The organism is Klebsiella electrica, from assembly GCF_006711645.1.
Taxonomy (GTDB): Bacteria; Pseudomonadota; Gammaproteobacteria; order Enterobacterales; family Enterobacteriaceae; genus Klebsiella; species Klebsiella electrica.
Genome location: NZ_CP041247.1, coordinates 3,039,383 through 3,063,440 on the forward strand (window position 1 = coordinate 3,039,383; position 24,058 = coordinate 3,063,440).

19 protein-coding genes, 3 pseudogenes and 1 other annotated feature (1 of these 23 only partly in view) are annotated in these 24,058 nt (G+C 55.7%); of the genes and pseudogenes, 14 read left to right on the plus strand and 8 right to left on the minus strand.

The features are described 5' to 3' along the window. Window positions 1-115: 115 nt before the first annotated feature. On the minus strand, window positions 116-2,713 hold the full coding sequence (gene topA, locus Electrica_RS14510; protein ID WP_141964810.1) for a type I DNA topoisomerase: 2,598 nt from the start codon (window positions 2,711-2,713) through the stop codon (window positions 116-118). A 413-nt stretch (window positions 2,714-3,126) separates the two neighbouring features. On the opposite strand from topA, the gene Electrica_RS14515 reads away from it, so the two are divergent. Beyond that, on the plus strand, window positions 3,127-3,378 hold the full coding sequence (locus Electrica_RS14515) for a YciN family protein (RefSeq protein WP_100683929.1): 252 nt from the start codon (window positions 3,127-3,129) through the stop codon (window positions 3,376-3,378). Between the two features lie 79 nt (window positions 3,379-3,457). Here Electrica_RS14515 and sohB read toward each other — a convergent pair whose 3' ends face one another. Continuing rightward, a complete protein-coding gene (sohB, locus tag Electrica_RS14520; protein ID WP_100683930.1) occupies window positions 3,458-4,504 on the minus strand; it encodes a protease SohB in 1,047 nt (348 codons plus the stop codon). A gap of 254 nt (window positions 4,505-4,758) precedes the next feature. On the opposite strand from sohB, the gene Electrica_RS14530 reads away from it, so the two are divergent. Both Electrica_RS14530 and cobO read left to right on the plus strand, forming a co-directional pair. Further along, window positions 4,759-5,520 (plus strand): YciK family oxidoreductase, encoded by a 762-nt coding sequence (locus Electrica_RS14530; RefSeq protein ID WP_100683931.1) that lies wholly within the window; start codon window positions 4,759-4,761, stop codon window positions 5,518-5,520. Then, window positions 5,517-6,107: a cob(I)yrinic acid a,c-diamide adenosyltransferase gene (gene cobO / locus Electrica_RS14535; RefSeq protein WP_100683932.1), complete on the plus strand. Its 591-nt coding sequence runs from the start codon at window positions 5,517-5,519 to the stop codon at window positions 6,105-6,107. Before Electrica_RS14530 ends, cobO begins: the two co-directional genes overlap by 4 nt. Window positions 6,108-6,204: 97 nt before the next feature. Here cobO and rluB read toward each other — a convergent pair whose 3' ends face one another. Further along, window positions 6,205-7,086: a 23S rRNA pseudouridine(2605) synthase RluB gene (rluB, locus tag Electrica_RS14540; RefSeq protein WP_004861010.1), complete on the minus strand. Its 882-nt coding sequence runs from the start codon at window positions 7,084-7,086 to the stop codon at window positions 6,205-6,207. 390 nt (window positions 7,087-7,476) lie between these two features. On the opposite strand from rluB, the pseudogene Electrica_RS28910 reads away from it, so the two are divergent. Both Electrica_RS28910 and Electrica_RS14555 read left to right on the plus strand, forming a co-directional pair. Further along, window positions 7,477-8,148: pseudogene (locus tag Electrica_RS28910) on the plus strand (transposase); the annotation flags it as partial. 37 nt (window positions 8,149-8,185) lie between these two features. After that, a pseudogene (locus tag Electrica_RS14555) lies at window positions 8,186-8,716 on the plus strand (S-type pyocin domain-containing protein); the annotation flags it as partial. A 385-nt stretch (window positions 8,717-9,101) separates the two neighbouring features. On the opposite strand, the gene Electrica_RS14565 reads toward Electrica_RS14555, so the two are convergent. After that, window positions 9,102-10,487: an amino acid permease gene (locus Electrica_RS14565; RefSeq protein ID WP_141964815.1), complete on the minus strand. Its 1,386-nt coding sequence runs from the start codon at window positions 10,485-10,487 to the stop codon at window positions 9,102-9,104. Between the two features lie 334 nt (window positions 10,488-10,821). On the opposite strand from Electrica_RS14565, the gene Electrica_RS14570 reads away from it, so the two are divergent. The 8 genes and pseudogenes from Electrica_RS14570 to Electrica_RS14605 all read left to right on the plus strand — a co-directional run bounded on the left by Electrica_RS14570 (window position 10,822) and on the right by Electrica_RS14605 (window position 19,178). Then, entirely contained in the window at window positions 10,822-11,301 is a 480-nt protein-coding gene (locus Electrica_RS14570; RefSeq protein ID WP_100683953.1) for an Lrp/AsnC family transcriptional regulator, read from the plus strand. Window positions 11,302-11,552: 251 nt separating this feature from the next. Continuing rightward, window positions 11,553-12,167: a YitT family protein gene (locus tag Electrica_RS14575; RefSeq protein ID WP_141964816.1), complete on the plus strand. Its 615-nt coding sequence runs from the start codon at window positions 11,553-11,555 to the stop codon at window positions 12,165-12,167. 3 nt (window positions 12,168-12,170) lie between these two features. Further along, a pseudogene (locus Electrica_RS14580) lies at window positions 12,171-12,401 on the plus strand (aminotransferase class I/II-fold pyridoxal phosphate-dependent enzyme); the annotation flags it as partial. 155 nt (window positions 12,402-12,556) lie between these two features. Next, window positions 12,557-14,380 (plus strand): ABC transporter permease, encoded by a 1,824-nt coding sequence (locus Electrica_RS14585; protein ID WP_141964818.1) that lies wholly within the window; start codon window positions 12,557-12,559, stop codon window positions 14,378-14,380. Between the two features lies 1 nt (window position 14,381). Next, window positions 14,382-15,461 carry an ABC transporter ATP-binding protein gene (locus Electrica_RS14590; RefSeq protein WP_131050214.1) on the plus strand — a complete coding sequence of 360 codons (1,080 nt, stop codon included), beginning with the start codon at window positions 14,382-14,384 and terminating at the stop codon, window positions 15,459-15,461. A gap of 30 nt (window positions 15,462-15,491) precedes the next feature. Next, window positions 15,492-16,595, plus strand: a complete 1,104-nt coding sequence (locus Electrica_RS14595) for an ABC transporter substrate-binding protein (RefSeq protein ID WP_141964819.1) — start codon at window positions 15,492-15,494, stop codon at window positions 16,593-16,595. A 53-nt stretch (window positions 16,596-16,648) separates the two neighbouring features. Beyond that, window positions 16,649-18,181 carry an inositol monophosphatase family protein gene (locus Electrica_RS14600; protein ID WP_141964820.1) on the plus strand — a complete coding sequence of 511 codons (1,533 nt, stop codon included), beginning with the start codon at window positions 16,649-16,651 and terminating at the stop codon, window positions 18,179-18,181. Beyond that, window positions 18,168-19,178 carry a LacI family DNA-binding transcriptional regulator gene (locus tag Electrica_RS14605; RefSeq protein ID WP_141964821.1) on the plus strand — a complete coding sequence of 337 codons (1,011 nt, stop codon included), beginning with the start codon at window positions 18,168-18,170 and terminating at the stop codon, window positions 19,176-19,178. The genes Electrica_RS14600 and Electrica_RS14605 overlap by 14 nt, the downstream gene beginning before the upstream one ends. Before the next feature lie 135 nt (window positions 19,179-19,313). Here the strand turns inward: Electrica_RS14605 and Electrica_RS14610 are convergent, their stop codons facing one another. Next, window positions 19,314-20,252 carry a sensor domain-containing diguanylate cyclase gene (locus Electrica_RS14610; RefSeq protein ID WP_141964822.1) on the minus strand — a complete coding sequence of 313 codons (939 nt, stop codon included), beginning with the start codon at window positions 20,250-20,252 and terminating at the stop codon, window positions 19,314-19,316. A 278-nt stretch (window positions 20,253-20,530) separates the two neighbouring features. Continuing rightward, complete coding sequence (locus tag Electrica_RS14615) at window positions 20,531-21,697, minus strand: iron-containing alcohol dehydrogenase (RefSeq protein WP_100683961.1); 1,167 nt, start codon at window positions 21,695-21,697, stop codon at window positions 20,531-20,533. A gap of 180 nt (window positions 21,698-21,877) precedes the next feature. Between Electrica_RS14615 and Electrica_RS14620 the strand changes: the two genes are divergently transcribed. Then, the gene (locus Electrica_RS14620; protein WP_141964823.1) at window positions 21,878-22,183 is read left to right on the plus strand and encodes a hypothetical protein; all 306 of its coding nucleotides are present in this window, start codon (window positions 21,878-21,880) and stop codon (window positions 22,181-22,183) included. 212 nt (window positions 22,184-22,395) lie between these two features. Here Electrica_RS14620 and Electrica_RS14625 read toward each other — a convergent pair whose 3' ends face one another. Continuing rightward, window positions 22,396-23,016, minus strand: coding sequence for an L-threonylcarbamoyladenylate synthase (locus tag Electrica_RS14625; protein ID WP_100683962.1), 621 nt, complete (start codon window positions 23,014-23,016; stop codon window positions 22,396-22,398). Between the two features lie 15 nt (window positions 23,017-23,031). Further along, window positions 23,032-23,895: an RNase RNM gene (gene rnm, locus Electrica_RS14630; RefSeq protein WP_100683963.1), complete on the minus strand. Its 864-nt coding sequence runs from the start codon at window positions 23,893-23,895 to the stop codon at window positions 23,032-23,034. A 159-nt stretch (window positions 23,896-24,054) separates the two neighbouring features. Beyond that, window positions 24,055-24,058, plus strand: a sequence feature (Trp leader region); it runs 92 nt beyond the window's last position.

The window sequence follows — 24,058 nt, forward strand, 5'->3', positions numbered from 1 at the left end:
AACGAAAAATAATAAGCTGGTTATAAGGCTATCGTCCGGCGTACAGGAATGGCGAATAAGGCAGGAAAATCAGTGACAAAAAGGGCCGCATCGCGGCCCTTCAGGAGAGTACTGCTTACTTGCTGGCTTCAGTCCATTTACCGTCAATATAGAAGGCTGACCAACCGGTCGCCTTGCCATCTTTCTCTGACGCAACGTACTGCTGCTTCGTTTTACGGCTAAAACGCACCAGCGTTTTATTACCGTCAGGATCCTGCTGCGGCGCGTCGGCCAGATAACGCAGTTTCTCCGGCAGACGATCGCGGAAGCGGTACAGTTCTTCCACCAGCGGCGCACGAGTTTCACGCGATTTCGGGAAGGTGTTTGCCGCGAGGAAAACACCGGCCGCCCCATCCCGCAGAACAAACCAGGCGTCCGACTTCTCACACGGCAGCTCCGGTAACGGAACCGGATCTTCCTTCGGCGGAGCGACTTCGCCGTTACGCAGAATTTTACGCGTATTCTTACATTCGTCGTTGGTGCAAGCCATGTACTTACCAAAACGTCCCATTTTCAGGTGCATTTCAGAACCACATTTTTCACACTCAACGATTGGGCCGTCATAACCCTTGATGCGGAACTCGCCCTCTTCAATCTCATAGCCATCGCAGGTCGGGTTGTTACCACAGACGTGCAGCTTGCGCTTAGGATCGATCAGGTAGCTGTCCATCGCCGTGCCGCACTTCTGGCAGCGACGCTTGGCGCGCAGCGCGTTGGTTTCGGCATCGTCGCCTTCCAGCACGTTGAGCACTTCGTTTTCCGGCACCAGGTTAATGGTGGTCTTGCAGCGTTCTTTCGGCGGCAGCGCATAGCCGGAACAACCGAGGAACACCCCGGTGCTGGCCGTGCGAATCCCCATCTTACGCCCGCAGGTCGGACAGTCGATGCTGGTCAGCACCATCGGGTTCGGCTGCATGCCGCCCTCTTGCGGATCCTTCTCCGCCGTTTCCAGCTGGGTGGTGAAGTCACCGAAGAAGTGATTCAGCACCTGACGCCATTCGGCCTGATGATTCGCCACCTGATCGAGGCGATCTTCCATTTGCGCGGTAAAATCGTAGTTCATCAGGTCGCGGAAATTCTCTTCCAGACGATCGGTGACAATCTCACCCATTTTCTCGGCATAGAAGCGACGGTTTTCCACCCGCACGTAGCCGCGATCCTGAATGGTCGAAATGATCGACGCATAGGTAGACGGACGGCCAATCCCGCGTTTTTCCAGCTCTTTAACCAGCGAGGCTTCGCTAAAGCGCGCAGGCGGCTTGGTAAAGTGCTGTGCCGGAATCAGTTCGACCAGGCTCAGGCTCTCGCCTTGATTGACGACCGGTAGCGTCCGATCTTCATCACCTTTACGCAGCGCCGGCATCACTTTGGTCCAGCCGTCAAAACGCAGGGTACGACCGCGCGCTTTGAGTTTAAAGTCGCCGGCTTTCACGGTCAGCGTGGTGGAGTCGTACTGCGCCGGCGTCATCTGACAGGCGACAAACTGGCGCCAGATCAGCTGATACAGTTTCAGCGCGTCGGCTTCCATCCCTTTCAGGTCTTCAGCCATCACGTTGACGTCAGAAGGACGAATCGCTTCGTGCGCTTCCTGTGAGTTTTCTTTGCTGGTGTACTGATTGGCGCTCTCTGGCAGATATTTTTTGCCAAAGTTATCGCCGATATAGCCGCGAACCATGCTCAGCGCATCCTGACTCAGGTTCGTTGAATCGGTACGCATGTAGGTGATGTAGCCAGCTTCATAGAGACGCTGCGCCATCATCATGGTTTTCTTCACGCCGAAGCCCAGGCGGGTGCTGGCTGCCTGCTGTAAGGTCGAGGTAATAAACGGCGCGCCGGGCTTGCTGCTGGTCGGTTTGTCTTCACGCTCCAGCACGCTGTAGCTGGCTTTCTCCAGCAGCGCAACGGCAGCCATCGTTTCATCGCGGTTCACCGGACGGAACGGCTTGTCGTGCTTATGCGTCACCTGCAGCGACAGAGCATCGCCGCCCGGAGTGGTGGTGCTGGCGTCGATTTCCCAGAACTCTTCCGGTACGAACGCTTTAATTTCGCGTTCACGCTCCACGACCAGACGTACGGCAACCGACTGGACGCGGCCTGCGGACAGACCGCGGGCAATTTTTTTCCACAGCAGCGGAGAAACCATATAGCCCACGACGCGGTCCATAAAACGGCGCGCCTGCTGGGCATTAACACGATCGATATTCAACTCGCCCGGCTTCTCAAAAGCCTGACGGATCGCATTTTTGGTGATTTCGTTGAACACCACGCGGCTATAGCGTTTGTCATCTCCACCGATCACTTCCCGCAGGTGCCATGCAATGGCCTCCCCTTCGCGGTCAAGGTCGGTTGCGAGATAGATGTGGTCGGCTTTTTCCGCCAACTGTTTGAGTTCTGAAACTACCTTTTCTTTACCCGGAAGTACTTCATACTGAGCATCCCAGTCATGCCATGGGTCTACGCCCATACGATTGACCAGAGCGCTACGTTCATCCTTTTTAGGCTTTTTAGCCCCTTTGGTGGAGGTAGAGTCGGCGCTCTTTTTGGAAGCTGAGCCACTGGTCGGCAAATCGCGGATATGACCCACGCTGGATTTCACCACATAGTCATTACCCAGATACTTATTGATCGTTTTGGCTTTTGCCGGGGACTCAACGATAACGAGAGCTTTACCCATATTCACCTTTACCTAATTTGATTCATCCAGGAATACATCGCACATTTTGATTCACCATCCACTGACGACGTACGTCAAATGTTGCGACGCCGTCGATGGATATCAACCCTTTGCACGTCCAGTTCCACATCCATAAAACCAGATAGCTGAGTTTACTGACTTTTTCTCGTCAGGTGACATAGCACGAAGAATTTTTGGCCGAATGTCAAGCAAATCTGTTGCCAGATCGCCGAAAGCGTCACACTGTACCTGATAAAATTCGTTACGCAACTTTATTAGCATGCAAAAGCAAATCCTGCCAGTAAAGTCATGTTTCTTAGAGCTTTGCCATTAACCCTGTACTCTGAATGGAAAATTTGCCCCATCTCGCCGCGCGGCGTAAACTACCGGGCGAAGAATCACAGGAGTCACTTATGCAAGGTACAACCCAACCTATCGATCGCCAGTCGCTGCTTGAAATAGCCAACAAACTCATCCGCGAGCATGAAGATACGCTAGCCGGGATTGAAGCGACCGACGTCGTTCAGCGTAACGGCGTGCTGGTATTTAGCGGCGAGTTTTATCTTGATGAGCAAGGCTTGCCAACAGCGAAGAGCACGGCGGTATTCAATATGTTCAAATACCTCGCCCATGCGCTGTCAGAGAAATACCACCTGGCCGATTAAGCCCTCTTCGCTGTATTGAGCGGGCATAAAACGCCAACGCGAGGCAGTTGCCTCGCGTTGCTTTGTTCACATTCACTGATTACATCAGCGGCTTTTCCCCTCGCTGCCACCAGCGTAACAGCAAACGGTCGGCGCTTTCGGCGGCGCTGCCGGTAAAACGGTCGAGCATTTTTTTACGCTGCTGGTAACGAACGCCGATCACGTCGTGATTGTCGATCAGCCCCAGAAGCAGTTCATCGCTGGTTTCCACGACGTCTACCAGCCCTTTCTCCAGCGCCTGAACGCCGTACCAGTGTTCACCGGTGGCGACGGTCTCAATATCCAGCGATGGCCGCATCTCATGGACAAAATCTTTGAACAACTGATGGGTCTCATTCAGATCTTCGCGGAACTTGCGTCGACCTTCGTCAGTATTCTCACCCAGCATCGTCAAGGTACGTTTGTACTGACCGGCGGTATGCAGTTCGATATCGATATCTTTGTTCTTCAGGAAGCGATGCAGGTTAGGGATCTGCGCAACCACACCGATAGATCCCAGGATGGCGAACGGCGCAGCCACAATTTTGTTCGCCACGCAGGCCATCATGTAACCGCCGCTGGCCGCGACTTTATCAACCGCCACGGTTAAGGGTATTTGCTTATCGCGCAGACGCTGCAGCTGAGACGCCGCCAGGCCATAGCCGTGAACCACCCCGCCGGGGCTTTCCAGACGGAGGATCACCTGGTCGCGCGGTTTTACGGCCGCCAGAACCGCGGTGATCTCTTCGCGCAGGCTGGCGACTTCGTGGGCGTCCATACTGCCTTTGAAATCCAGCACCCAGGCGCGCGGTTTGCTGTTTGGTTCGCTAGCCCCAAGCTTAGCCCGCGCCCTGGCCGCCTTCGCCTCCTGCTTGTGCTTTTTCTTTTGCGCTTTGTGCCACACCTTTTGCTGCGGACCATCCAGCAGCGCGACCGCCAGCTCTTCCCGCATCTCTTTGTATTGCTCGCTGAGATTGGTTACCCGCAGTTCCCCACGTTGTTTCTTCCGCTGGGTCAGGTTAACAATGAGGGCGGTAATAACCGCAATGGCGACGACAACGGTCGCGATTTTGGCCAAAAACAGGCCATATTGAGCAAGTAATTCCACGTATTCACCTTGTGTAAACCACTGACGTTGAAGCACAGTGTACATCAGCCGGCGTCACCAAGTCTCTGCGCTTTGTGTGGTGCGCGAGCCCCCTTCCCGTTTTTTTCAGCGACGATGAAATCATTGCAAGATATTCATTCCGCGAAGAGTTTCCCCTTCGCTGATTGCAATGCCCGGCTGTTTCAGGCATAAAACGCAAAAGTATGAGACCGAATACAACGCGCGATCGTCAGCAGATTGCCCAAGGAGTCGCCGTGCACTATCAACCGCAGCATCATTTATTAAAAGATCGCATTATCCTGGTTACCGGCGCCAGCGACGGTATCGGCCGCGAAGCCGCATTGACCTATTCGCGCTACAGCGCAAGCGTTGTGCTGGTCGGACGTAACGAAGAGAAACTGCGCAGCGTGGCGCAGGAAATAGACCAGGCCGGCGGGCTTCCGGCGCGTTGGTTCACGTTGGATCTGTTAACCTGCACGCCGCAGGAGTGCCAGCAGCTGGCACAGCAGATTAGCGTCCACTACCCGCGTCTTGATGGCGTACTGCACAATGCCGGTCTGCTGGGCGATGTCTGCCCGATGGATCAACAGAAGCCGGAAGTCTGGCAGCAGGTGATGCAGGTCAACGTCAACGGCACCTTTATGCTGACCCAGGCGCTGCTTCCTTTATTACTCAAGTCGGAGTCGGGTTCGCTGGTCTTCACCTCCTCCAGCGTCGGCCGCCAGGGACGCGCCAACTGGGGTGCCTATGCGGCCTCCAAGTTTGCCACTGAAGGGATGATGCAGGTGCTGGCCGAAGAGTACCAGAGCCGTCACCTGCGGGTTAACTGTATCAATCCAGGCGGAACGCGCACCAAAATGCGCGCCAACGCGTTCCCGACGGAAGATCCGCAAAAGCTCAAAACCCCCGCCGATATTATGCCGGTTTATCTATGGCTGATGGGCGATGACAGCCGTCGCAAGACGGGAATGACTTTCGATGCCCAGCCAGGGCGTAAACCAGGAATTGCACAATGAGTGATGAACGCTACCGTGAACGCCAGCAGCGGGTAAAAGATAAAGTGGATGCCCGCGTGGCGGCGGCGCAGGAAGAACGCGGCATCGTCATCGTTTTCACCGGCAACGGAAAAGGCAAAACGACGGCCGGTTTTGGTACCGTCACCCGCGCTATCGGGCATGGAAAAAAAGCGGGCGTCATCCAGTTTATCAAAGGCACCTGGCCCAACGGCGAGCGCAACCTGCTGGAGCCGCACGGCGTAGAGTTTCAGGTGATGGCCACCGGGTTTACCTGGAATACCCAGGATCGTGAAAGCGATACGGCGGCCTGCCTTGCGGTCTGGGAACACGCGCAGCGGATGCTGGCCGACGAATCCCTGGACATGGTGCTGCTGGATGAGCTGACTTACATGGTGGCGTACGACTATTTGCCGCTCGAAACGGTCCTTAGTGCGCTGCGCAACCGCCCGCTACAGCAAACGGTGATCATCACCGGACGCGGCTGCCACCGGGAGATCATCGAGCTGGCTGATACCGTCAGCGAGTTGCGACCGGTTAAGCACGCATTCGATGCCGGTATCAAAGCGCAGATGGGGATTGATTACTGATAAGCGTGGCATTCAGCGGCAGGCGCAATGAATCTTCACCTGACGCCAGCACCACTTTAAAGAGGAATCCGGCGGGAACCCGCCGGATTTAAGCAGATTAGCCGTTGCTACGGCTGCCGCCCGAACGGCGGTTGTTGCTGTTTCCCACCTGGGAATGGCGTTTCACCGCGCGGCGAATCTGATTCGCCTTCATACGGCGACGATCTTTCTCTACCGCGACTTTCGAGGTGGTTTCCGCAGGCAGTTCAACCAGCTCGCGCAGGTAGTTGGTTTGCGCCAGATCCAGCTCGGTATAGCCGCCGCGAGGCAGGCCTTTCGGCAACGGAATATCGCCGTAGCGCACGCGAATCAGACGGCTGACCTGCACGCCAACCGCTTCCCACAGACGGCGGACTTCACGGTTGCGCCCTTCGGTCAGCGTGACATTGTACCACTGGTTAATCCCTTCGCCGCCGGCAAACTTGATCGTTTTAAACGCCGCCGGGCCATCTTCCAGCTGCACGCCGCGAGACAGCTGACGCAGTTTGTCGTCATCAACCTGACCAAACACACGCACGGCGTACTCACGTTCCACTTCGCGGCTCGGGTGCATCAGACGGTTTGCCAGTTCGCCATCGGTGGTAAACAGCAGCAGACCGCAGGTGTTGACATCCAGACGCCCCACCGCAATCCAGCGCGCGCCGCGCAGTTTCGGCAATCGGTCAAATACCGTCGGACGGCCTTCAGGATCGTTACGCGTGCAGAGTTCGCCTTCCGGCTTGTAATACGCCAGGACGCGGCAAATCTGTTCAGCGGACTCTTTCACCGAAATCAGATGACCATCGATACGAATTTTTAAACCCGGAACCACTTCTACACGATCGCCGAGGGTGGCGACTTTACCATCGACGCTGACGCGGCCAGCTTCGATTTTAGATTCAATTTCACGGCGGGAGCCGTGGCCGGCGCGGGCCAGCACTTTCTGTAATTTCTCGCTCATTGAGCTTCCTTAAGGTGTCGCCTTCCCAGGCGTCTGATATACTTTGCGAAACAACGAGTTAGTCGAATAATAAACTTAACTCACTGATCTGTAACTATTTCATGGTACACAGCATGGCAAACAACGTGTCACACAAGCTGTCACACACAATGATTCGTGGGCGCACATACTACACGAATTTTAGACTAAATGATTCAACTAGTTTTGTACGTATGAGTCTCGGTACTGATAGCCAAAAACAAGCCGAAGTGATCATGAATCAGATCCGTCCATACATCCCGCTGGTTCAGAATGGGACAATGGGGATTGAGTGACCCTGACCCAAAATCCTGAGCCATTCAGAAACAGAATTCCGGCATGAACTACACTCCCTGAACGGAGGTGGTGCCGATGAAAAAATCACGATTCACCGAAGAGCAGATTGTCTTTACCCTGAAACAGGCTGAACTGAGGACGTCCGTGCCGGAGGTCTGCCGTAAGCTGGGCATTTCCGATGCCACGTTCTATACATGGCGCAAGAAATACGGCGGGATTTCTCCTTCGGAGCTGAAACACATGCGGCAGCTTGAGGAAGGGAATCTCAGGCTGAAGAAGCTGGTTGCCGATCTGAGCCTCGACAAGGCCATGCTGCAGGATGTGCTGGCAAAAAAGAGCTGACGCTGGCACGTCTGCGCGAATGGGTCCGGGACCTGCAGGCACGCTACGGGGCCAGTGAGAGGCAGGTCTGTTTTGCGCTACGGGCCAGCCGCAGCTCTTTCCGCTACCGTTCTGTAGCAGCAGACGACAGCGCGTTGCGCCTCCGTATCAAGGGAGATCACCGAAACCCGGGTTCACTATGGCTACCGCAGGGTTCACGTCATGCTCAGGCGGGAGGGCTGGCGGGATAATCATAAACGCATTTACCGACTCTACAGCGAGCAGGGGCTGTCCCTGCGTCTCAAATGCCCACGCCGTAATAAATCGGCACAGCGCCGACAGCCCCAGCCTCAGGGGCTGTATCCGAATCATGTCTGGGGCATGGACTTTGTCTCTGATGCCTTATTTGACGGGCGTCGGTTACGAGGCGTACACCTTAACCACTGAGGAAGAAAACCCCGTAACAATCATCTGGACCCCGGACAGTTCGGGAGTTAATACGCCATCAAACACAGGTAACCAGACACCGCCACGGCTACCGGGGACAATACTTGTTGACCCGCTACCGGATGACACCCGGATCACCAGCACGGCAACCCCGACACCGGATGAGAAGGGTTTCGCGGATTACATTCTGATCCTGCCCGTGTCAGACATCCCGCCGACTTATATCTACCTTAGTAAAAATCCCGATGATCCTATTTGGACAAAAACTAAAGCAGCCGAACCTGTGGAAAATGCTTATGGTCACTGGGTTAAACACGGGCATGAATTTGTAGACAAGTCTTTCAACAACTCGAAGGAGTACGTTGATGCTACTCATGATTTTGTTCGAACACCTCCCACAGGGACTTTAACGAAGGTCCGACAGAATGGCGATGTGATGTACTATCATCCAGCGACAAATACTTTCTCCGTAAAGACTAAGGACGGAGTACCGAAAACAATGTTTAAGCCGAAAGGTGGGATGGGATACCGGGAGAAGCAGAAATGATGGATTTTAAACACTCATGCCCTTGTTGTGGTCAGTATGAATTCCCCGAAGAAGGTAGTTTTGAGATTTTCCCAGCTGCAGCCGGGAGGATTATCCTGTTCAAGCAGGGGACTCTGACTACAGAGGCGGGGCTAACGTTATGAGTTTGAACGAAACGCGTGAAGCATTCCGACAAGGCCAAAAGGTAAGTTAACATGTTTTAAGTGCACACGTCAGCAGCTGTCAAAGATGCTTAGCCGGAAAACCCGGTATTTCCGGCGCAGAATCCCCCTCGGCATAACGTCTGTTTACCCGCAGGTATGTGAATCAAATCCCGATCCCGATTTATCCTCCCTGCTCAGCCACGGAGAGTGTCGATGCCCGCCAGTCAGCAGGGAAATTCACTTTAACCTTCGTTCACTTCCGTCAGTTGTACGGATGCCATGGCGCGTTTTTTCTTGAACATATAGCCCGCCCCCAGCACCAGCAGCCATGCCGGGATCAGACACACAGAGATACGAATCCCCGGCGTCATAAACATCACCACCAGGATCCCCGCCAGAAACAGCAGACAAATAACGTTAGTCAGCGGATAACCAAGGCTTTTAAAAGCGGTGGTTTTCCCGGCTTTCTGCATGGCGAGACGGAATTTCAGATGGGTGATGCAAATCATCGCCCAGTTGATCACTAGGGCAGCAACCACCAGAGCCATCAGCAATTCGAAGGCTTTGCCCGGCATCACATAGTTGATTAGCACACACAGCGCCGTTGCGACAGCGGAAACGCCGAGCGCGGCCAGCGGGATCCCCCGGCGGTTCACCTTGAGCAGCGAACGCGGCGCGTGACCCTGCCGCGCCAGGCCAAACAGCATCCGGCTGTTGCAGTAAACGCAGCTATTGTAGACCGACAGTGCGGCGGAGAGCACCACCAGGTTGAGGGCGTTAGCGACAATATTGCTGTCCAGCGCATGGAAAATCAGGACGAACGGGCTGCCGCCTTCCACCACGTTTCTCCACGGATAGAGCGACAACAACACGGCCAGCGAACCCACATAAAACAACAGGATGCGGTAGATAACTTGATTAGTGGCCTCAGGAATGCTTTTTTGCGGGTTGTCGGCTTCCGCCGCCGTGATCCCTACCAGCTCCAGACCGCCAAAGGAGAACATGATCACCGCCATCGCCATCACTAATCCGCTGATACCGTTCGGGAAGAAACCGCCATCCTGCCACAGGTTCGCCACGGAAGCCTCCGGACCACCGCTGCCGCTGAACAGCAGATAGCAACCAAAGGCAATCATACTGATGATGGCCGCCACCTTGATGATGGAGAACCAAAACTCCATCTCGCCGTACACTTTGACGCTCGTCAGGTTGATGGCGTTAATGACCACAAAGAAAATGGCCGCCGACACCCACGTAGGCACGCCCGGCCACCAGTACTGAATATAAATCCCGACCGCCGTCAGTTCCGCCATGCTTACCAGCACATACAGCACCCAGTAGTTCCAGCCGGACATAAACCCGGCGAAGGGCCCCCAGTAGCGATTGGCGAAATGGCTGAATGATCCTGCCACCGGCTCTTCAACCACCATTTCGCCGAGCTGTCGCATAATAAAAAAAGCAATGAGCCCGGCTATCGCGTACCCCAGCAGTACGGATGGTCCGGCCATGCGAATGGTCTGCGCAATGCCTAAAAAAAGCCCGGTGCCAACGGCCCCGCCAAGCGCAATTAACTGGATGTGGCGGTTTTTTAACCCGCGTTTTAATTCATTATCTTGCTGTGCTGCCATCTTTAAGCTTCCCCCTGTTTGTAAACATCACTCCCGGCCTGAGCAACTTCCAGGCCAGCCAGTGGGAAGAAATCGACAACGGCAGGCTAACCAACTGAAAAAATAGAAAATTAAACCTTCAACCTCATTCACACCTTGTGAGTATTGGCGGATTTATCATCATAATCGCGCAATAAATAAGCCTGATTTGCACACTTCATGAGAAAAACAGCCTTAACATGCATGAAAGCGAACCATTTTGGTGCAAAGGGAAAAAGCGCAACGCCGTCAGGCTTCCCGCCATCAAAAAAACTGTTAGTCTGATAGCCTCTTTTTTGTTCCGGTATTGGCTCACATGTATAACATTGACGACTTTGATCTGAAAATCCTCACCTTGCTGCAGGCCAATGGCCGTTTGACCAATCAGGAACTGGGCGGTCTCGTCGGCCTTTCCGCTTCCCAGTGCTCACGCCGTCGTATCGCGCTGGAACAGGCGCAACTGATTCTCGGCTACCACGCGCGGCTCGCTCCGGACGTGGCCGGGCGTGAAATGCTGGGGTTAATTGAGGTGCGCCTCTTAAACCACACGCAGGAGTATGTGGAGAGCTTCCACCAGATGCTGAGCGAAGTAGACGCCATTCTTGATGCCTGGAAAACCACCGGCGACGCTGATTATCTACTCCGGGTTGCCGTAGCGGATTTGCCGGCACTGAGCCATTTAATCAGCCATATTTTGGCTCAGAATAAAGGGGTTGCCCATTTGAAAACCTCGGTGGTGCTGAACAGGCTGAAAGAAAATGGTCAGTTGATGCCAGGAAGCGGTTTAGTGCCCTGAAACGAGGCAATGCATTTTATTTTGGTGCAATCATTTGCTTAATTGATGTATTTGACCAACAAAAAATACACACATCGCCCGCAATAAGGCCATAATACGCACGAAGCGCGCAAAAACTCTCTTTCACAATATCAATGCATTAGCGATAAGGCTGTCTGTATTTTCCGCACTCAATCGCACCAGCAAGCGTCTCTGGTGCGATTTTTGCAGAATATGACTTATCTTTCGCCATCATTGGATCGTACTTTCTAATGGATAATGTCCTGACCCCCAATAAACTCGCGCACTCCTGGCTGGAAGATGCGCTGGCGCTGCTGTTCAGCACGCTGATGATCTCTTTCGGCATTATTTTATTTCGCCAGGCAGGCGCGCTGACGGGCGGTACAGCCGGCATGGCGTTTCTCATCCACTACGCCGCCCATGTGCCGTTTAGCGCCGCCTTCTTTGCGATTAACCTGCCGTTTTACTGGCTTTCTATTCGCCGAATGGGGGCGCAGTTCACCCTCAAAACCTTCTGTGCGGTAGCGCTGGTGTCGTTATTTTCCGAGCTGCACGGCCGCTTTATCCATTTCGACCAGCTCAATCCTTACTACGCTACGCTGTTCGGCAACATTGTGGTGGGGATTGGTTTTGTGGTGCTGTTCCGCCATAAAGCAAGCCTCGGCGGCGTCAACATTCTGGCGCTCTACCTGCAGGATAAAAGCGGCATCCGCGCCGGTAAATTCCAGATGGTGGTCGATGCCTGCATCGTGACCGCGTCGCTGTTCTTCGTGAGCCTGCCGATGCTGGCCACCTCTATTGTAGGTGCCGTGATCCTCAATTCGATTATTGCCATGAACCACCGCCCGGGACGCTATGCGGTGTAATGAATGCGCCAGGCCCTGGTGGAGACGCTCAAAGACGCCCTGCCGGAGCACGACTTTTCGTGGTTGCTAACCCAGCGCGGTATGTTCAGTGACACCGGGTTCAGCGCGCAACAGGTGGATAAGCTGCGTGAAGCATTTGGCGTCTACTTGATTGCCAGCGGGCGTGTCTGTATCGCGGGTATTAACCACGGCAATATCGCGCGCGTAGCCGCGGCCTTCGCCGCCGTAAAATAACTCAGCGACTGCCTGCCCTGTCTCCCGACAGGGCAACATATTGACAGGGGATAAAATAAACTCGCGCACATTTGCACATATGTGCAAAAAACTCGCAAAACTGTCACATTGCGCCGATATATTCCTGTCTGTCTTTCATAGCCAGGGGTAAACCCGTGTCTTACCAAGTTGAAATCCGCCACCGCCCAGGCGTGTGGCCCAGAATCCGTCATACGCTGTCGATTATCAGCCATGAACCCGCCAATCTGCTGGCCGCGCTGCTGCTGATGCTGTTCAGTTGGATAATCCTTGCCCCGGTAGTCTCGGTGCTGCTGAATGCGGTTCTGGTTCAGAGCGGCGATGAAGGCCGCACCGGCGCGCCCGAAGGCACCGTCACCGCCTATTACCTGCTGCGCACGCTGACCTCGCGGATGTCCGAACTGCTCCTGTGGACGCCGATGCTCAATACGCTGGCGGTGGCCCTGAGCACCGTGGCCGGGGCGATAGTGGTCGGCGTTGCGCTGGCGTGGCTTATCAACCGCACCGATATTGCCGGCAGAAAGTGGTTTGCCACCCTGCTGATCGTGCCGTTTATGCTGCCTTCCTGGACCTTCGCGCTGGCGTGGAGCACAATTTTCAAAAACCACGCCATCGGCGGACAGCCGGGCTGGCTGGAAGCCATGGGCATTCAGACGCCAAACTGGATGGCCTATGGCTACTTCCCTATCGTCACCATTATGGTGCTGCACTACGCCCCGCTGGTGATCCTGATTGTCGGTAACGCGCTAAAGCGCATGGACAGCCAGATGGAAGAGTGCGCCAGGGTGCTCGGCGCATCCCGCAACGCGATCGCCTTTAAAATCATTATTCCGCTGGTGCGCCCGGCGCTGCTTTCCGCCGCGCTGCTGATTTTTGCCGACTGCATCGGCGAGTTCGCCCTGCCCTATATCCTCGGTCTGCCGGTGCATTTCGATACCCTCTCCACCGGGCTGTATCGCGCTATCGGCACGCGCCAGTCCGGCGTGGCGGCGGTCATCGCCACGGTGATCATGCTGATGGGTATGCTAACCCTGATGCTGGATATGAAAATGCTGCGCGAGGCAAAACGCTTCGTCACCGTGGGCGGCAAGGGCGTGATGGAGCGCCGCAGCCATCTGGGCCGCTGGCGCATCGCCGCCGGGACAATACCGCTACTGTTCGTGGCACTCGGCGTGGCTATCCCGCTGCTGACCCTGTTCCTGTCGACCATTATGATCCTGCCGGGGCGCTTTACCGCCGATAACTTCACCCTCGCCTACTGGATCGGCCATGACCTCGATACGGTGGCGCTGCGTAACGGCATTCTCTTGACCACCGAGTTCTGGTACACGGTGTGGAACACGCTGCTGATCGTCGGCTCGGCGTCTGTCGCCTGCGGCGTGCTGGGGCTGCTGGTCGGCTACGCGGTGATGCGCTGCCATTTCCGCTGGATGGCCGCCTGCCTGCGCCAGCTAACTTTCCTGCCTTATCTGGTGCCCGGCATCGCCTTCGCCGCCGCCTTCCTGTCGTTGTTTGCGGTGGCCAGAGGACCGCTCCCGGCGCTGTACGGTACGCCGCTGATTCTGGTACTGGCACTGATCGCGGAAAAAATGCCGTACGCCAGCCGTTCCGGTATCGCCGCGATGACCCAGTTGGGCAAAGAAGCCGAAGAGGCGGCGCGCATTGCCGGAGCGGGTTGGTTCGCCCGTATCCGCCGCATCGTGATCCCAATTCAGGCCGCGCCGCTGGCCACCGGGGTACTGCTGCCGTTTATCTCAGGGATTAAAGGCGTAAGCCTGTTCGTGATCCTCGCCACCCCGGCGACCGATGTGCTGACCACCTATTCCCTGCGCCTGATTGACTACAACTACCAGCAGGCGGCCAACGCCGTGGTGCTGATGATTGCGCTAATTTCATGGGCTGGCACGGTGATTATCCAGAAGATCACCGGTACCGGTCTGGCTGACGGACTGGAGAAATAAGATGCCGACGATTCATTTGAACAATCTCACCAAAACCTACCCCGGCAGCGATACGCCGGCGGTCAACAATATCAACCTGACGGTGAAAGATGGCGAGTTTATGTGCCTGCTGGGGCCGTCTGGCTGCGGGAAAACCACCATCCTGAGGATGATCGCCGGGATTGAGCATGCCAGCGGCGGCGAGATCCGCATTGGCGATAAGCTCGTCGATTCCATCGCCCATGGCACTTACGTGCCACCTGAAAAGCGTGGCATCGGCCTGGTGTTCCAGAGCTACGCGCTCTGGCCACATATGACCGTCGAACAGAACGTGGATTTTGGCCTGCGTCTGCAAAAGGCGCCTACCCACGAGCGTATCGCCCGTTGCCAGGACGTGATGGAAAAGCTGCGCATTGCCGATTACGCCAAACGCTATCCGGCACAGCTTTCCGGCGGTCAGCAGCAGCGCGTGGCCCTGGCGCGCATGCTGGCGGTGAACCCCGGCGTATTGCTGCTGGACGAACCGCTTTCCAACCTTGATGCCACCCTGCGTCTGGAGATGCGCGCCGAGCTGCGTCGGCTGCATGAAACCTTTGGCACCACCATCGTCTTCGTCAGCCACGATCAGTGGGAAGCGATGACCCTCGCCACGACCATTGCGGTGATGAGCGCCGGGCATATGCAGCAGGTCGGGACCCCGGATGAGATTTACGCCACCCCGGCCAACCGCTTTGTCGCCGAGTTTATCGGTACGCCGCGGCTGAATATGATCCCTCTGAACCAGCCGGTCAGCCTGCTCGCATCGCACCTTCAGCAGCGCTTTAACCTGCTCGATCGCACCCTGCACTGCGGCATTCGCCCGGAGGAGATCGTGCTCAGCGAAGGGGCTGGCAACAACGGTATTACGATGACCATCGACAACATTATGCCCACCGGCGGCAGCTGGGTGATTGAGCTGGTGGCCGGTGAAGATCGCCTGTTCCACTCCACGCAGTTGCGGCCGCGCTGGCAACCACGCCAGCAGGTGCACTGCCAGCTCCCGACCCACTCCCTGCACTTCTTTAACAGCAGCGGGCTGCGTCACGACATTTACGCACGTTAACTCGTCTTTATCACTTTGAAGGGAACCACCATGAAGCGCAATTTGACCGCCGCCGTTGTCACCAGCGCCCTGCTGGGCAGCACATTTGCTCAGGCTGAAACCGTCGATCTTCAGCAACTGATCGCCGCCGCGAAGCAGGAGCAGCCGATTACCGTCTATGCCTCCACCGGTAAAATCGTTCAGCAGGCGAAAGCCTTCAGCGAGCAGTACGGGCTACAGGCTAACGGCGTCAAGGCCGATGCCCCGCAGATTATTGAAATTATCAGCCGGGAAGCGCAGGCGAAAAACGTGCGGGCCGACGTCGCCATCGTTGAGGATGCCCCGGCGGGGATGACGCAGCTGCTGAACAAAGGGTATGTCCAGAGCTGGGTTCCGGACGATCTGAAAGGCAGCATTCCCGCGCGCTATCAGGATCCGCTGACCGTGGTACTGGCCCCGAACGTTTTTGCCTATAACACCGCCCATCACGCCACCTGCCCGGTGACGAATCTCTGGCAGCTGACCGAACCGGCCTGGCGGGGCCGTGTGGCAATGCAGGACCCGACCAGCAAACCGGCCTACACCGACTGGTTCAGCCAGATGGAAACCCACTACGACCAGCAGATGCGCGATGCCTATCAACAGCAGTTCGGCAAGCCGCTGCAAACCGATGAGAAATCCGCCACTGCGGCCTTTGTCAAAGCGCTGGCGGGCAACGGCGTGCTGCTGACCCATTCCGATAACGATGCGGCCTCGGCTATCGGTGCACCGGACGGTAAAACCGACTTCGTTGGCCTGGTATCCACCGCCAAATTCCGTGACAACAAGCAGGGCATGAAGCTGGGCCTGTGCGGTGGACTGAAGCCGTTTATCGGCTGGAATTATCCGAGCCTTGGCGTGGTGGCCACCGGCAGCAAAAGCCCGAACACCGCGAAGCTGTTTATTCACTATCTGCTGACTGCCGAAGGCATTGGTCCGCAGGGCGTGGATGGCAAAATGTCCACCAACCCGGCGGTAAAGCTGCCTGCCGATGAGGCTTCCGGTATCGAAAAATATCGCGGCGAGCTGATGGAATACCTGACAGCGACGGCGAAAGAGGACTGGAAAAGCCGCCAGGACTGGCAGGATATCTGGAACCTGAACTACAAAAAATAGCGCATCGTGTAGCAACGAAGCCGTTCCTATTCACTCTCAACAGGCAGCATACTTTGACCACTCTCGATATTGCCCGGCGCGAAGCGGCGCTCAAACGCATTGTTACCGAGGCCGGGGACACCGCCCTGCACTTCTTCCACTCCCGTCAGGCAGGCGAATACCAACTGAAAGGCCACCAGGATATTCTCACCGAGGCCGATACCTTCGTTGAGGCGCTGATTCTACAGGCGATTGGCGACGCCTTCCCCGATGATCTGATCCTCGGCGAAGAGTCCGCCAGCCAGCCTGCCAGCGCGGAGAGTCTGTGGGTGGTCGATCCGATTGACGGCACCGCCAACTTTGCCCGCGGCATCGCCCACTTCTGCGTCTGCATTGCCTGGGTGCACCACGGCGTTACCGAACTGGGGGCGATTTATAACCCCTCAAGCCAGGAGCTGTATCTGGCGCGGCGCGGCCACTACGCGCTGAAAAACGACCAGCCGCTGCGCTGCACGGCGGTTACCGACACGCAGCGCGCCGCCGTTGAGCTGGGATGGTCTGCCCGCCACAGCCAGCGCCGCTATCTGGAGGTGATGGCATCGCTCCTGAATCTCGGCACCAGTGTGCGGCGCGGCGGTTCCGGCGCGCTGGCGCTGGCGTGGGTGGCGGAAGGCCGCACCGATGGCTACGTGGAAATTCATATGAACGCCTGGGACTGCCTGGCCGGAATGCTGCTGGTGCGCGAAGCCGGTGGACGAACTGGCATCGCGCCCGACACGGCAGAAGGGATTTTCAACGGTCTGCCGGTGCTGGCGGTTGCCCCCGGCATCGCCGCCGAACTGGCCCGTGCGGCGGGTATTCCGCTGGCGGAAGACACGGCTGCGAAAACCGCGACGGCGGGAACAACGGCCAACACTGGCGAGACGATGACACTCCGCGAACCGGACGCCGCTCCGGCTTGCGCCAGCACACTACCGGGCGCGGCGGAGATCCCCCCGGCGCCGCAATATCCCCGCCCGCCGATCAGTCTGATTGTGGAAGATTTTCCCGGCTGGGAAATGGATATCTATATCGGCGGATCCGCCGGGGTGAGCGATGCCGCGCTGCTGGCGGAGCACGATATCGGGGTGGTGATTAACTGTGCGGTGAATCTCGACATCGACTGGGTCAACGTGCCGGAACCCGGAGCCGCCGCACATCTGCTCTCCCACGGCGGCGGGCCGGTTCGTTACTACAAGCTGGGGCTGATCGATGGCGACGGCAACGCGCCGGAGATGCTGCACGCGGGCTATCAACTGATGCGCTCGGCGCTGCTGCAACAAATCCCGGATAAAGCCTCCTACCGCAACCGGCGGCGCGGCAATGTACTGGTCAACTGCCGCGGCGGCCGCAGCCGCTCGGTGGCGTTAGTCGCACTGTTTATGCACCTGGAGTGCCCGCAGCGCTTCCCGACGCTTGATGCCGCAATGGCGTTAATCCGCGATCGCCGACAGCTCCATCCGGATGAATGGTTTGAAGCGCCAAAACCGTCACTGATCCGCCTGGCGGAACATGCCATCCTTCGCGAACGGGCGATAGCCGCAGCGGAACCGCATGATGAACGATAAGAGTAAACAGTCCGGATTTGCCAGCGCCACCGAGGTGGCGCGCCTGGCGGGCGTGTCACGATCGGCAGTATCGCGTACCTTTACCCCCGGCAGCAGCGTTTCGTCGGAAACCCGGCGCAAGGTGCTCGCCGCCGCAGAGGTGCTGAACTACCACGTTAACCATCTGGCACGCGGCCTGTCGAAAGAGGCCAGCCGCCCGGTGTGTATCCTCGGCGGCAACCTGGCGTCGCCGTATCAGTCCAGCCTGCTGGAGCACCTGACCCGCCGCCTGAACAAAGCCGGACGCGCGGTGATGGTTATCAATACCGATGACGGCGAAGCAAGTGCGAAAGAGGCGCTGCAACAGACCTTAAACTACCGCTCCACCGCCACCATCGTGCTGTCGGGCAAACCACCCGGCTCGCTGATTGAGATCTGTCTGCAAAGCGGCCAGCAGGTGATTCTGATTAACCGTATGGGACAGTACGCCGGTGCGGACACTATCGACATCGACTACAGCACGACGATGAAAGAGGCTTTTGACCAGTTGATTGTCGCCGGATGCCAGCATCTTGCCGTGGTCTCCTCCAGCGCACGCTCGCCCAGCATGGTCATTCGTGAAACCCGCTTTATGCAGGCCGCAGCCGATGCGAAGACCGACGTATCGCTGATCCGCCCCGGCAGCACCAGCTACCAGACCGGCGTTCTCGCCGCGCGTAAACTGTTAAGCCAGCCGCTGCGCCCGGACGGCGTATTCTGCGTCACCGATTTGATCGCCTGTGGTTTTATCGACGCCGCGCGCCACGAATTTGGCCTGCGCATTCCGCAGGATCTTTGCGTGATCGGCTTCGATGATATTGAGCAAGCCAGTTGGCTCGGCTATCAGCTCACCACCTTCTCGCAGCCGCTGGCGGAGATGGCGCAAGCGGCCTGTGAACTGCTGCTTTCCCCGGACACGCAACGACCGGAAAGCCGGGTTTTTGATGCGCGGCTGGTGAAGCGAGGGACGCTGCGCTGAAGCCGGATTCAGCGCGGGTACGCCCGGCGATAGAGACCAGCCGTCCTGTTCGCCTTCATGTGCCGGGCTCCCGCGGCAAAGGCCCAACGTAAAAGTAGAGTACGGAGTGATTCAGGAAGTACGATCTGGAAGACGTTAGCGAAGAAGACAAACCTTGTTGCGGCCATTAAGTTTTGCGTCATAGAGTGCCGAGTCAGCCCCTGACAAAAGACACTGCACGATCTCCGCTTCATTGCCATTGCCGGCGTTTTCGCCTGAAGTATTATAATTTGCGACTCCCACGCTTGCCGTGACGACCTTGTACGGGCTACTGGGGTTTGCAAGTCCCATCGCTGCGATTTGGCGCCGTATCGTTTCGGCAAGCAAATTCGCCTCCTCGATGGCGGTATGAGGCAGGACTATCACAAACTCCTCGCCACCAAACCGGGTTGCAACGTACGTAGGATTGTGAAGGCTTTTTTGAATCACCTCGGCGATACAGCGAAGGCAATCATCTCCGGCAAGATGTCCGTAGGTGTCATTGAAGCCTTTAAAATAGTCGATATCAATAATTAATACGGAAATGTTACCCGATACCTGAAATATATTTGTCATTTCATGCTTGAGTATCGCATCCAGAGCCCGACGGTTTCCGAGGCCGGTAAGCGCATCGGTTTCTGATAATCGTTGAATCTCCTGATTAACGATAGACATTTGCCCAATGAGCTGATGGAGCGTTTCTTCTTTTTGCATATGATGGGTAATATTGGTTAACGTCACCGAAATACACATAACCCGCGCGTCAGCCTCCTCCACGACAGGCCGGACCGATACCCAATAATTCCCATCCCACAACTCAATTTCATGATCCTGGAGCTGTTTCCCTTCATCTAATATTGCAAAGTCACGACGAACATTACTGATGTGTTCAGGCGGGTTAAAGCCAATCATAGAGCGGCCGGGTATGCTTTCCAGCGGCGCGCGCATGAGATCCGCATACATCGAGTTCGCGGCAACAAAACATAAGGTTCGATCAATGACGCATGCAGCAATCGGAAGCGACAAATAAATTTTTTTAAATTCAATATCGTTCATTCCGCCCCCTTACGCCACGAAGTCACCATAATCAGTACAGGCAAGCTCTCTGTCCCCAAAATCTGAACGGTCCAAGGACGGACTGACGCCTTAGGATTTATTGTAATACTCGTTTTCTCTCCAGAGGGGTTACTGTAAAAATTTTTGCAGGGGATGTCTATTAAAGACAATATAAGCCTGGTTGATAGCGGGAAGTGTTAATCAACGATAAGCTGGCCTGAGGACTTATTACCTGTAAGGGGTAATAAATCCTCAGTGAATGCGACAACAGCGCTTGTCTAGAGCGAGCCTTCACCTTCATAAGCTTGACGATAAAGCTCAATGATCTGCTCTTTCGTCGCTTTTCTTGGGTTAGTTAGCTGGCAAACATCTTTTTTGGCATTTTCCGCCATAATGGCAAAATCTTCAGTTTTGACCCCCAGACTTTTCAGATCGGCGGGAATGCCAACCTGTTTGCTCAGACGACGGATGGCGGCAATCGCTTTCACTGCCGCTTCATCGGTCGACAGTCCTGCGACTTTTTCCCCCATGGCTTCTGCAATATCGCGGAAGCGATTAAGATTCCCAATCAGGTTAAAAGATTCGACGTAAGGCAGGAGAATAGCGTTACATACGCCATGAGGAAGGTTATAGAATCCGCCCAACTGGTGCGCCATCGCGTGTACATAGCCCAGCGAGGCATTATTAAACGCGATCCCGGCGAGGTACTGGGCATAGGCCATATTGTCCCTTGCCTTCATATACTCACCGTTCGCTACCGCTTTGGGCAGATATTGAGTAATCATCTTAATAGCTTGTAATGCGGCAGCATCTGTCAGCGGATTAGCCATTGTCGACACGTAGGCTTCGATAGCATGAGTCAGCGCATCCATGCCGGTGGCGGCGGTAAGAGAAGGCGGCATTCCAACCATTAATACCGGGTCGTTAATAGAAATTTGCGGGGTTACACGCCAGTCCACGATCGCCATTTTCACCTTGCGACTGGTATCCGTAATAATACAGAAACGGGTAATTTCGGAGGCTGTACCTGCGGTGGTATTGATAGCCATCAACGGAATCATATCGTTGTTGGATTTATCCACCCCTTCATAATCACTGATCTTTCCGCCATTTGCCGCGACCAGTCCGATGCCTTTCGCACAGTCATGAGAGGAACCGCCACCGAGTGAAACAATCCCGTTACAACCGTGTTCACGATAGCATTCGATGCCTGCCGCGACGTTTTTATCCGTGGGGTTTGGCTCTGCGCCACCAAATATATATACATCGATCCCGGCTTCTTGATAGATTTTCGCCACACTATCCGCCATGCCGTTCTTTTCGAGAAACGCGTCGGTGACAATAAGGATTTTTTTTACATTTAACGTTTTTGCCAAAGTACCCGCTTCCTGCACACTGCCTTCACCAAATATATTTCGTGCAGGCAGAAAATAATATGTCGACATGACTCATCCTCTATTAATCAATGTGATTGTTATACTGTTCATTACCGTGTTTAAACGCCAGATGACCCTATCAGCGGCTTAGCATCCCAGGACAACGGGTGATGAGAATAAAAGCGCTGACTGAACATGTGTAGTTAATGTTAAGGAAAAGCTGAATGGGAACAGTGAACAACCTCACAAATGCAGTGGTTTTTAACAAGAGAATTTAAATTTGTTTACATAGTGGTGGCGAAATCCCCTTTCTCATCGTTAAGTTGCCCAGCCGCTGCTTCCCTGCAGGGCATCGCCAGCCGCGCCGAGATGAAGAACACTTTTTCATCACCTTTCAGCGAAATCCATTCCCTGCCCGCTGAAGATATTGCGCCCAGCGGCACTAGCCGCAGCCAGATTGTGGTCTCTGTTAAGACAGAAATGCCATCTCAAAGTAAGCGAAACCTGTGGAGGGTTAACAAGGTCTGTCATATCCTGACTCCCCGGCGGCAATAGTGGCTCTCCCTCTAAAAATAACCGGAAGGATATTTTGTCGGCTGACGCATGATATTGGGATGCTGTTAGCGCGCTGTTTTCAGCAGATATCGCCAGCAGGATGCGAGTCGTAATGGAAATAACCCACCACAACACCACTATTCTCTTGAAATAAACATTGGCCGGTGCGCTAAGGCCGGGCGGTCGCGGAAGTCCCGCCCGGAGGAAAGGGTTTACTGGAACGGTTTCACATCGCCGACGCCTTCGCGCAGCACCACGGGCGCGTCTTCGGTCAGATCGATGACGGTGGTCGGCTGCTGACCCAGATAGCCGCCGTGGATAATCAGATCCACCAGCTTCTCCAGCCGGTCTTTGATCTCTTCGGGATCGGATTCGGTAAATTCGCTGCCCGGCAGCATCAACGAGGTCGACAGCATCGGTTCGCCGAGCGTCTCCAGCAGCGCCTGGGCTATCGGGTTCGACGGCACGCGCATGCCGATGGTCTTACGCTTCTCCTGCAGCAGGCGACGCGGTACCTCTTTGGTCCCTTTGAGGATAAACGTGTAGTTGCCCGGAGTGTTGTTTTTAATCAGGCGAAACGCCACGTTATCGACAAACGCATAGGTGGACAGCTCCGACAGATCGCGGCACATCAGCGTGAAGTTGTGGCCATCAGGCAGCTGACGAATACGGCAAATACGCTCCATCGCGCCTTTATCTTCAATCTTACAGCCCAGCGCGTAACCGGAATCGGTGGGATAAACGATCACCCCGCCCTTACGCACAATCTCCACCGCCTGGTTAATCAACCGTACCTGCGGGTTGTCCGGATGGATATAAAAAAACTGGCTCATACTTCCCTCTCAATTTTATTCTGCGGCCGTTTCCCAGCTGTGCCAGATCCCTTCCACACCAGCGGGTAGCCAAAGTTTGCGGCCCAGTTCGATCCACGGACAAGGCTGGTGAAAATCAGAGCCTTGCGAACCCAGAAGACCAAACTGCGCGGCATACGCGGCAAGCTGCGTACGTTCATGGGGCGCCTGCTGACATTGCGCCAGTTCCATCGCATCGCCACCCTGCTCGCTGAAGTGGGCCAACAGCCGTTTCAGCCACTTGGCGGAGAGGTCGTAACGCCCGGGATGGGCGATAACCGCTTTGCCGCCAGAATGATGAATGACATCAATCGCTTGTTTTATTGTACACCACTGCGGCGGAACGTATCCGGTTTTCCCGCGGGCGAGGTATTTTTTAAAAACGTCGGCGATATTGCTGGCATGCCCGGCATCCACCAGGAAGCGCGCGAAATGTCCGCGGGTGACCGCCCCGCCGTCGGCAAGCTTCATGGCGCCCTCCCAGGCGCCAGGAATCCGCGCTTTCTCCAGCCGCTCGGCGATCATCTGCGCGCGCAGCTGGCGACGCGCCTTCTGCTCTTCCAGAAGCGCGGTCAGCGCCGGGTGCGCAATATCAATATTCAGCCCGACAATATGAATCTCGTGGTTTTCCCACAATGTTGAAATTTCCACCCCGGTCACCAACGTAAGCGGTAAACCGGCGCGGGCGATTTCGGCACGCGCTGCGGGGATCGCCGCCACGGTATCGTGGTCGGTAATCGCCAGCGTCCCGACGCGCATCTGGTGAGCGCGATGAACCAGTTCTTGCGGAGTCAGCCGCCCGTCAGAGGCGGTGGTATGGCTGTGCAGATCGTAAATCACTGCGTATTGGGTGTCGCTCAAAGAGACTCCTGCTGGACATGGGCTTAAATTAGCGCATTATCATAACGACTCACGGAGAAAATCTGCAAACAGGGGTTGACTTTATTCCCCTGGACTAGTTAACTAGTACGCAAGTTCACATGAAGGGGTATCACGATGACAACGCAATATATCACTCTGCACG